This is a genomic window from Hydrogenophaga sp. (assembly GCF_041633695.1).
Taxonomy (GTDB): domain Bacteria; phylum Pseudomonadota; class Gammaproteobacteria; order Burkholderiales; family Burkholderiaceae_C; genus Hydrogenophaga.
In genome coordinates this window covers 1-7,702 of sequence record NZ_JBFJMY010000187.1, presented here as the reverse complement: position 1 = coordinate 7,702, position 7,702 = coordinate 1, and the positions used below count along the sequence as shown (strand labels likewise).

At 64.1% G+C, this 7,702-nt stretch carries 8 protein-coding genes and 1 pseudogene; 6 read left to right on the top strand and 3 right to left on the bottom strand.

The window, feature by feature from the left end:
- The 3 genes and pseudogenes from ABYB95_RS12710 to ABYB95_RS12700 all read left to right on the top strand — a co-directional run.
- A pseudogene (locus tag ABYB95_RS12710) lies at positions 1–421 on the top strand (ABC transporter substrate-binding protein); the annotation flags it as partial.
- Between the two features lie 108 nt (positions 422–529).
- Positions 530–1,048 carry a TRAP transporter small permease gene (locus ABYB95_RS12705; RefSeq protein WP_372658926.1) on the top strand — a complete coding sequence of 173 codons (519 nt, stop codon included), beginning with the start codon at positions 530–532 and terminating at the stop codon, positions 1,046–1,048.
- The gene (locus ABYB95_RS12700) at positions 1,045–2,337 is read left to right on the top strand and encodes a TRAP transporter large permease (RefSeq protein WP_372658925.1); all 1,293 of its coding nucleotides are present in this window, start codon (positions 1,045–1,047) and stop codon (positions 2,335–2,337) included. Before ABYB95_RS12705 ends, ABYB95_RS12700 begins: the two co-directional genes overlap by 4 nt.
- 22 nt (positions 2,338–2,359) lie before the next feature.
- On the opposite strand, the gene ABYB95_RS12695 is transcribed toward ABYB95_RS12700, so the two are convergent.
- Genes ABYB95_RS12695 through ABYB95_RS12685 form a run of 3 tightly spaced genes read right to left on the bottom strand, consistent with a single transcriptional unit; the run spans position 2,360 to position 5,515 of the window.
- Positions 2,360–3,679: a mechanosensitive ion channel family protein gene (locus ABYB95_RS12695; protein WP_372658924.1), complete on the bottom strand. Its 1,320-nt coding sequence runs from the start codon at positions 3,677–3,679 to the stop codon at positions 2,360–2,362.
- A gap of 57 nt (positions 3,680–3,736) precedes the next feature.
- Positions 3,737–4,522 (bottom strand): enoyl-CoA hydratase, encoded by a 786-nt coding sequence (locus ABYB95_RS12690; RefSeq protein WP_372658923.1) that lies wholly within the window; start codon positions 4,520–4,522, stop codon positions 3,737–3,739.
- A 36-nt stretch (positions 4,523–4,558) separates the two neighbouring features.
- Positions 4,559–5,515 (bottom strand): histone deacetylase family protein, encoded by a 957-nt coding sequence (locus ABYB95_RS12685; protein ID WP_372658922.1) that lies wholly within the window; start codon positions 5,513–5,515, stop codon positions 4,559–4,561.
- Positions 5,516–5,542: 27 nt separating this feature from the next.
- On the opposite strand from ABYB95_RS12685, the gene ABYB95_RS12680 reads away from it, so the two are divergent.
- The 3 genes from ABYB95_RS12680 to ABYB95_RS12670 all read left to right on the top strand — a co-directional run.
- The gene (locus ABYB95_RS12680; protein ID WP_372658921.1) at positions 5,543–6,463 is read left to right on the top strand and encodes an AAA family ATPase; all 921 of its coding nucleotides are present in this window, start codon (positions 5,543–5,545) and stop codon (positions 6,461–6,463) included.
- A gap of 15 nt (positions 6,464–6,478) precedes the next feature.
- Positions 6,479–7,516: a DUF58 domain-containing protein gene (locus ABYB95_RS12675; RefSeq protein ID WP_372658920.1), complete on the top strand. Its 1,038-nt coding sequence runs from the start codon at positions 6,479–6,481 to the stop codon at positions 7,514–7,516.
- Positions 7,517–7,518: 2 nt separating this feature from the next.
- The coding region (locus tag ABYB95_RS12670) for a hypothetical protein (protein ID WP_372658919.1) at positions 7,519–7,702 on the top strand (184 nt) is incomplete at its 3' end.

Sequence of the window (7,702 nt, the reverse complement as noted above, 5' to 3'; positions counted from 1 at the left end):
CGGCGTCATGGACGGCACGTTTTTCCCAGACGAGTCGGTGGCCTCCTTCAAGCTCAGCATGATCAAACACGCCACCGTGTTTCCCGGTGGTCTGTACAACACCAGCTTTGTGTTCATGATGAACGAAGGCAAGTACAAGGCGCTGTCGGCCCAGGACAAGGCCGTGGTGGACAAGCTCTCGGGTGAAGTCGCTGCGCGCATGTTTGGTGAAGGCTGGGACAAGGTCGACGCCGCCAGCCGAGACATACAAAAAGCCCAGGGCGTGGCCCGCATCCAGGCCAGCAAGGCCTTTGTGAAAGCGGTGGCCGACAAGCAGGACTACCTGGAAACCAAATGGGCCGCAAGCGCTCAAGTCAAAGGCTTGGCAGAGCCCAAGAAGGTGCTGGCAGAATTCCGGGCAGAAATCGCCAAAGTGAAATAACTCCCCAGGGGCTGATAAGGCCCCTTCTTTTTATCCAGGAGCCGTTTGGGCCGCCCTCACCGGCTTGCCCATCGGCTTTTTCTGCCCTTCTGCCCAGGACATCTCCACATGCTCAAAACACTGGAACGGCTGCTGCATTGGTCCACCGGCGTGATGGCCGCCATGGCCTTGTTTTCCATCATGTGGCTGACCCTGTTCGACGTGCTGGGTCGGAAGTTTCTGAACAACTCCATCCCAGGCGCCCTGGAACTCACCGAGATCCTGATGGTGGTGGTGATCTTCGCTGCGCTGCCGCTGGTGTCCTGGCGCGGCGAACATGTGGTGTTTGATTCCCTGGACGCGGTGATTCCCGACTGGCTGCGCAGCATCCAGCGCCGCACCGTGAACCTCATCAGTGCCATGGTGTTCGCCTTTCTGGGTTATTTGATGACCACGCGCGCCGAGCGCTTTGCCGAGTACGGCGACACCACGGTGCACCTGCAGCTCAGCATCGCGCCGGTGGCCTGGTTGATGGCGGGCTTGCTCGTGCTGACCGGTTTGGTCCATCTGCTGTTGGCGTTCATGGTCTTGCCTGCGCCGGACCATGGTCCGGCCCCATCCGAATTTCTGAAAACACCTGCACCATGATCGAAGCCACCCTGGGTTTTCTCGCCGTCTTTTCGCTGGCGTTTCTGCGCATCCCCTTGGCCGTGGCCATGGCCATTGCTGGTGTAGTGGGCATGGGTTTGATGCGGGGTTGGGGCCCGGCATTTGCCAGCACCAGCCAAGTGATCTTCGAGACCGGTTTTCACTACGTGTTATCGGTCATCCCCTTGTTTGTGCTCATGGGCAACTTCGTGGCCCGTGCAGGCATGGCCAAAGAGCTCTTCAACGCCGCGAACTCGTTTGTCGGCCACCGCCGCGGCGGCCTGGCCATGGCCAGCATCATCGCCTCGGGCGGCTTTGGTTCGATCTGCGGATCGTCCATCGCCACCGCCGCCACCATGACGCGTGTGGCGTACCCCGAAATGAAGAGCCACGGCTACAAAGACACGCTGGCCACTGGCGCCATCGCGGCTGGTGGCACGCTCGGCATTCTGATTCCGCCCTCCACCATCTTGGTGATCTACGGCATCATCACCGAGACCGACATCGGCAAACTGTTCATCGCCGGGATTCTGCCGGGTCTGGTGGCCATCGCCTGCCTTTGTTTGGGCGTGGTGTTTGTGACCTGGCGCGACCCTGAAGCCGGCCCACCTGCAGAAAAATTCACCTGGGCGCAGCGGCTGCAGGCGATCCGGGGTATCTGGGGCGTGGCGCTGCTGTTTGCCTTGGTGATCGGCGGCATTTACGGCGGTGTGTTCACCGCCACCGAAGGTGCTGGCGTCGGTGCGGCTGGCGCGTTCGGATTCGCTCTGCTGCGCGGATCGCTCACGCCCCGTGTGCTGTTCGACGTCTTGATCGAAAGCGCGCGCACCACCGCGATGCTGTTCACCATCTTGATCGCAGCGATGATCTTCACCAACTTCATCAACTTCACCAGCATGCCGGGTGATCTGCGCGACTTCATCTTGCAGTTCAGCCCGCACCCGATTCTGGTGGTGGTGATGATGATGGGGATTTACCTCGCGCTGGGCATGGTGATGGAAGAACTGGCCATCGTGTTGCTGACCATCCCGGTGTTTTTCCCGGTGATCACCGGGCTGGGATTCGATGCCGTTTGGTTCGGCATCCTGATCGTGACGATTGTGGAAATCGGCCTGATTTCACCTCCGGTGGGCCTCAACCTGTTTGTCATCAACTCGCTGCTGCCCGACGTCAAGCTGGGCGCGATTTACCGCGGCGTGTGGCCCTTCGTGGCCGCCGATGTGTTGCGTCTGGCGATCCTGATCGCCTTCCCAGCCATCGCGCTCTGGTTGCCCAGCCTGATGCGCTGACCCCGCGCGCACGCCGAGGCGCTCACGCCTCGGTTTTCATGTTTTTCATGTGGATGACGCGCTGCGGGTACGGAATTTCAACGCCGTTCTCGCGCAGCGACTGCAGGATGCGGCGGTTGATCAAGGAGCGCAGATTGAGCTGTCCGTTCTCGGGGTCGCCGATCCAGTAACCCATGGTGAACTCCAGCCCATCGGCGCCGAAGGCCGACAAAGCCACCGACGGCTCGGGACTGCGCAGCACACGCGGCTGGGACAGGGCCGCCTCCGACAACAGGCGCATCACCAGATCCACATCGCTGTCGTAGGCCACCGACACCACAGTGGACTGCCAGACATTGGTGTCGGCCAGCGACAGATTCTCCACCCGGTTGGTGATCAGCATTTCATTGGGCACGATGGATTCGCGACCGGTGAGCGAGCGGATCACGGTGTAGCGCATATTGATGTCGGTGACGCGCCCTTCGAAGTTGTCGACCCGCACGTTGTCGCCGATGCGCATGCTGCGCTCGGCCAATATGACAAAACCGCTCACGTAGTTGGCCGCCAGTTTCTGCAAGCCAAAACCAATGCCCACACCAATGGCGCCGCCCAGCACCGACAAGGCTGTGAGGTCTATGCCCACCGCCGACAAGGCCACGATCAAACCCACAAACATGAGCAGCGCGCGGGTGGCATTGCTCAAAGCCTTGCGCAGCGAGAGTTCACTGCCCCGGGCCGAGCGCAGCAAGCGGGCTTCGATGGCAGAAGAAATCCAGAGCGCGAGGATGAGCACCGCACCTGCCGTCAGCACGCCTTCGATCATGGTGCGCAGCGAAATGGCGGCTCCACCCACGGTCCAGGTGATGGCTTCGAGCTGCACCAGTATCAGAGGCAACAGGCCACTGACCCACAGCACCATGGCGCCCCAGGCCGCCCACGAAATCGTGCGCTCCAGCGCCTTCACCCAAGGCGCGCTCGCGAACGCCACCTGCAACACCTTGACCCCGACCCGGATCACCACCAGCGAGATCAACACCGGGATCAAGACCCGGAACACCGCCAGGGGCACGAATTTGAACAGCGCCGCGCGGGCCACATAGCCCAGCACCAGCAAGACCAGCGGAAACAGCACGCCATCGATCACGCGGCGCCCGAACAGGATGGACTTTCTTTCCTCCTGCATGCCCAGGCCGCGGCGCAGCAGCGCGCTCAAGCCCCAGGCGGCTGCGATGCAAACCACCAGCACCGCCAGCTCGACACCGACCGAGGGTTGCAAAAAGGCGGAAATCCACCGATCAAAATCGTCGATGGGCGGCGGAACCGCCGGAATTTCAGGAACCAGCGAGGGCACGGTGCTTGTCATGGATGCGGTGGTGAAAAGGTCGACGCAATGCTTGCGCGTTGGTCAAAAGAAGTCGTATCAATTGCGCCAGGTGGGTGGGCGCTTGTCGATGAAGGCCTGAACGCCCTCCTGGGCCACTTCCTGGGCCATGTTGCAGGCCATGGTTTGTCCAGCCATCTGGTAGGCCGCTTCCATGCCGGTTTCGAGTTGCCGGTAGAACAGTGCTTTGCCCAGGGCAAGGGCTTCGCGCGGTTTGTCCAGCAACCGGTCCACCAGTTGAACCACCCGCGCGTCGAGCTGTTCGGCGGGCACCACGTGGTTGACCAAGCCGCGCGCCATGGCGGTGTGGGCGTCGATGAAGTCGCCGGTCAGCAACATCTCCAGCGCCTGCTTGGGCAAGACGTTGCGCGAGAGCGCCACGCTGGGCGTGGCGCAAAACAGGCCGACATCGATGCCGTTGACGCCAAAGGTGGCGCTGTCCGCCGCGACCGCGAGGTCGCATTGCGCCACCAGCTGGCAGCCGGCCGCAGTCGCCAGGCCTTGCACCGCAGCGATCACCGGCAGCTCCAGCCGGCGAATCGCCATCATCAAGCGGGTACAGCGGGCGAACAGCGCCTGGTAGTAAGCCAGTTCCGGCTGCGCCCGCATCTGCTTCAAGTCGTGGCCAGCGCAATAGGCGCGCCCACTGGCGGCGATCACCACCACGCGCGCGTTCGGGTCGGCGGCGATCTGATCGAGCGCTGCGTGCAGGGCATCCATCAAGGCTTCGCTCAGCACATTGAACTGGCGCGGCGCGTTGAGCGTGAGGGTGTACACGCCGCGCGCATCCGAGCGCTGCAAGAGAATGGGATCGTTGGTGCTCATGTGTTCTGCCTTTCTGCGGTGTCCCGGCGCCCGGGCTCAGACATCGGCCAGCACCCGCAAATGCGCTTCCACGCTGCGCGCCAGCGCGCTCAGGCTGTAGCCGCCTTCGAGGCAACTCACGATGCGGCCTTTGGCGTGGCGCAGGGCCACGTCCTTGATGCGCTGCGTGATCCAGGCGTAGTCTTGTTCCACCAGGCCCAGCTGGCCCATGTCGTCTTCGCGGTGCGCGTCAAAGCCCGCACTGATGAAAACGAGCTGGGGTTTGTGCGCTTCCAGGCGCGGTATCCACATCATGTCGATCAACTCGCGGATGTCCATGCCCTTGGTATAGGCCGGCACCGGCAGATTGACCAGGTTGCTGGCATTGGAGCGGCTGCCGCCCTCCGGGTAGAAGGGGTGCTGGAAAAAACTGCACATCAGAATGCGCTCGTCGCCGGCCACGATGTCTTCGGTACCGTTGCCGTGGTGCACGTCGAAATCGACAATGGCCACGCGCTTCAATCCGTGGCGCTCCAGCGCGTATTTCGCGGCCACCGCCACGTTGTTGACGAAACAAAAGCCCATGGCGCCGGCACGGGTCGCGTGGTGGCCGGGCGGGCGCACGGCGCAAAAAGCATTGGCTATTTCGCCTGCCATCACGGCGTCGGTGGCGTCAATGGCCGCGCCTGCCGCGCGCAGGATCGCGTCCCACGAATGGATGTTGATCGAGGTGTCCGGATCCAGCTGGCTGTGGGTCGGGCCGCCGGCGGCGATGTCGTCGCGCAAACTGTCGCTCAAACCACGCAGGGCCGCGATGTGCATGCGCGAATGCGCCAGCTCCAGATCGGTGATCGAGGCCTGCGAAGCCTCCCGCCGTTCCAGCGCCACGTCCAGGCCTGAAATGAGCAAGCGGTCTTCGATCGCGTCCAGCCGGGCCGGGCATTCGGGGTGGCCCCCGCCCATTTCGTGTCGCCAGCAATCTTTGTGTGTGAAATATCCTGTGGCCTGGCCCATGGCATTTTTTACGGTAAGGTTCGTGGCATGCTCGCCGACACAAAAATACACCGGTTGTTGAACCAGCTTAACACGGTCATCGTGGGCAAAACAGCCCAGGTTTCCGACTGCGTGGCCTGCCTGCTGGCTGGTGGACACCTGCTGATCGAAGACGTTCCCGGCGTCGGAAAAACCACCTTGGCGCATGCGCTTTCACGCTCATTTGGCTTGCAGTTTTCCCGCGTGCAGTTCACCGCCGACCTGATGCCCAGCGATCTCACCGGCGTGTCCATCTACGAACGCGGCCGCGAGGGTTTTGTCTTCCACCCCGGGCCGGTGTTTGCGCAGGTCTTGCTGGCCGACGAAATCAACCGCGCCAGCCCCAAGACGCAGAGTGCGCTGCTCGAAGCGATGGAGGAAAAACAGGTCACGGTGGAAGGCGCCACGCGCCCCCTGCCCATGCCCTTCTTCGTCATCGCCACGCAGAACCCGCACGACCAGCTCGGCACCTACGCCCTGCCCGAATCCCAGCTCGACCGCTTCCACATGCGGCTCTCACTGGGTTACCCCGACCGGGCCGCCGAGCGCGAACTGCTGCGTGGGCAAGACCGGCGCGACATGCTGGAGCACCTGCCCGCCGTGCTCACGCCCACCGATCTGGCCCAGCTGCAGCAGACGGTGCAAGCGGTGCACACCGCCGAACCGGTGCTGGAGTATGTGCAAGATCTGGTCGCCGCCACCCGCTCGGGACGCTGGTTTCTGCAAGGTCTCTCACCGCGCGCGGCCATTGCCGTGTTGCGCTCGGCCAAGGCACAGGCTTTTCTGGCGGGCCGCGACTATGTGGCGCCCGACGACATCGCCGCCATCCTGCCGCAAACCGTCGCGCACCGGCTGGTGCCGGTGAGCGATGCCGGGCGCGGCTCGGTGGAGCAAGTCAGGGCCATGATCGACGCGACCCCGCTTCCCTGAACCCGGGGCCCCGCCGTGCGCGCTGTCCACCCATCCGCCGGCAAATCCACCCCGGCGCCTGCGCCGAGCTGGCGCCACCCTGTGCGCCGCCTGCGCCATCGGGTGCGGCAGTGGTTCTTCAACCGCCTGCCCGCGACCGACACCCAGTTGCTGACACAGCGCAATGTCTACATCCTGCCCACCCGCGCCGGGTGGATGCTGGCTTTGACCCTGCTGGTGCTGCTGGTGGCCAGCATCAATTACCAGCTCAACCTCGGTTATCTGCTGACGTTTCTGCTCGCGGGCAGCGCGCTCGTGGGCATGCACCTATGCCATGGCAATCTGCGTGGCCTGACGCTGCACCTTGCACCACCAGCGCCGGTCCACGCTGGCCAGGCCGTGCTGCTCGACATCCGCTTGTCCAGCGAACGCAAAAAATCCCGGTACGGCATTGGTCTGGGCGTGATGGGCCAGGACAAGGCGCACACCGCCCTGGCCTGGACCGATGTGCCAGCGCAGGGCGACGCTGTGCTGCAAGTGGCCTGGCCAGCGCCGCGCCGCGGCTGGCATGCGGTGGAGCCCTTGACCGCACAGACCTTGTTTCCGCTGGGCACCTTCCGCGTCTGGACGGTCTGGCGCCCGGCAGTGCCGGTGCTGGTCTACCCACAGCCCGAAGCCCACCCCCCACCGTTGCCGGGTGGCGAACCCCAGCCCGGCCACGCCGGAGGTGCCCGCGTGCAGGCCACCGGTGAGTTCGACGGCGTGCGCGCCTACCGCCGGGGCGACCCGCTCAGGGCCGTGGTCTGGAAACAGGCGGCCAAGGCCTTCGCCAGTGGCCGCGACGACCTGGTCAGCCGCGACGCGCTCTCCAGCCAGCGACAGCAACTGTGGCTGGACCACACACAGTGTGGCCTGGGTGAACCGGAGGCCCGGCTGTCCCGGCTCACCGCCTGGGTGCTGATGGCCGACCGACTGGGACTGGACTACGGCATGCGTCTGCCCCGCTGGCAATGCGCACCAGACCAGGGCGCGGCCCACCGCGCGCGATGCCTGGAGGCCTTGGCCCTGTGTTGAACATGGCCACCCACCGACTGGGCCAACTGCCCCGCGACGCGCGCGACACCTTGTTCCTGCTCGCGGTCATCGCCTGGGTGGTGTTCCTGCAGATCGCCCACATTCCGTGGTGGTGCAGCCTGCTCACGGTCGGTGTGCTGGCTTGGCGCACCCGCTTGGCATTGCGCAGCCTGCCGCTGCCGGGCT

Bases quoted from the DNA above. Each gene is read 5' to 3' on its own strand.
- ABYB95_RS12700 (WP_372658925.1), top strand. From the start codon at position 1,045: ATGATCGAAGCCACCCTGGGTTTTCTCGCCGTCTTTTCGCTGGCGTTT.
- ABYB95_RS12685 (WP_372658922.1), bottom strand. From the start codon at position 5,515: ATGGGCCAGGCCACAGGATATTTCACACACAAAGATTGCTGGCGACAC.
- ABYB95_RS12695 (WP_372658924.1), bottom strand. From the start codon at position 3,679: ATGACAAGCACCGTGCCCTCGCTGGTTCCTGAAATTCCGGCGGTTCCG.
- ABYB95_RS12680 (WP_372658921.1), top strand. From the start codon at position 5,543: ATGCTCGCCGACACAAAAATACACCGGTTGTTGAACCAGCTTAACACG.
- ABYB95_RS12690 (WP_372658923.1), bottom strand. From the start codon at position 4,522: ATGAGCACCAACGATCCCATTCTCTTGCAGCGCTCGGATGCGCGCGGC.
- ABYB95_RS12705 (WP_372658926.1), top strand. From the start codon at position 530: ATGCTCAAAACACTGGAACGGCTGCTGCATTGGTCCACCGGCGTGATG.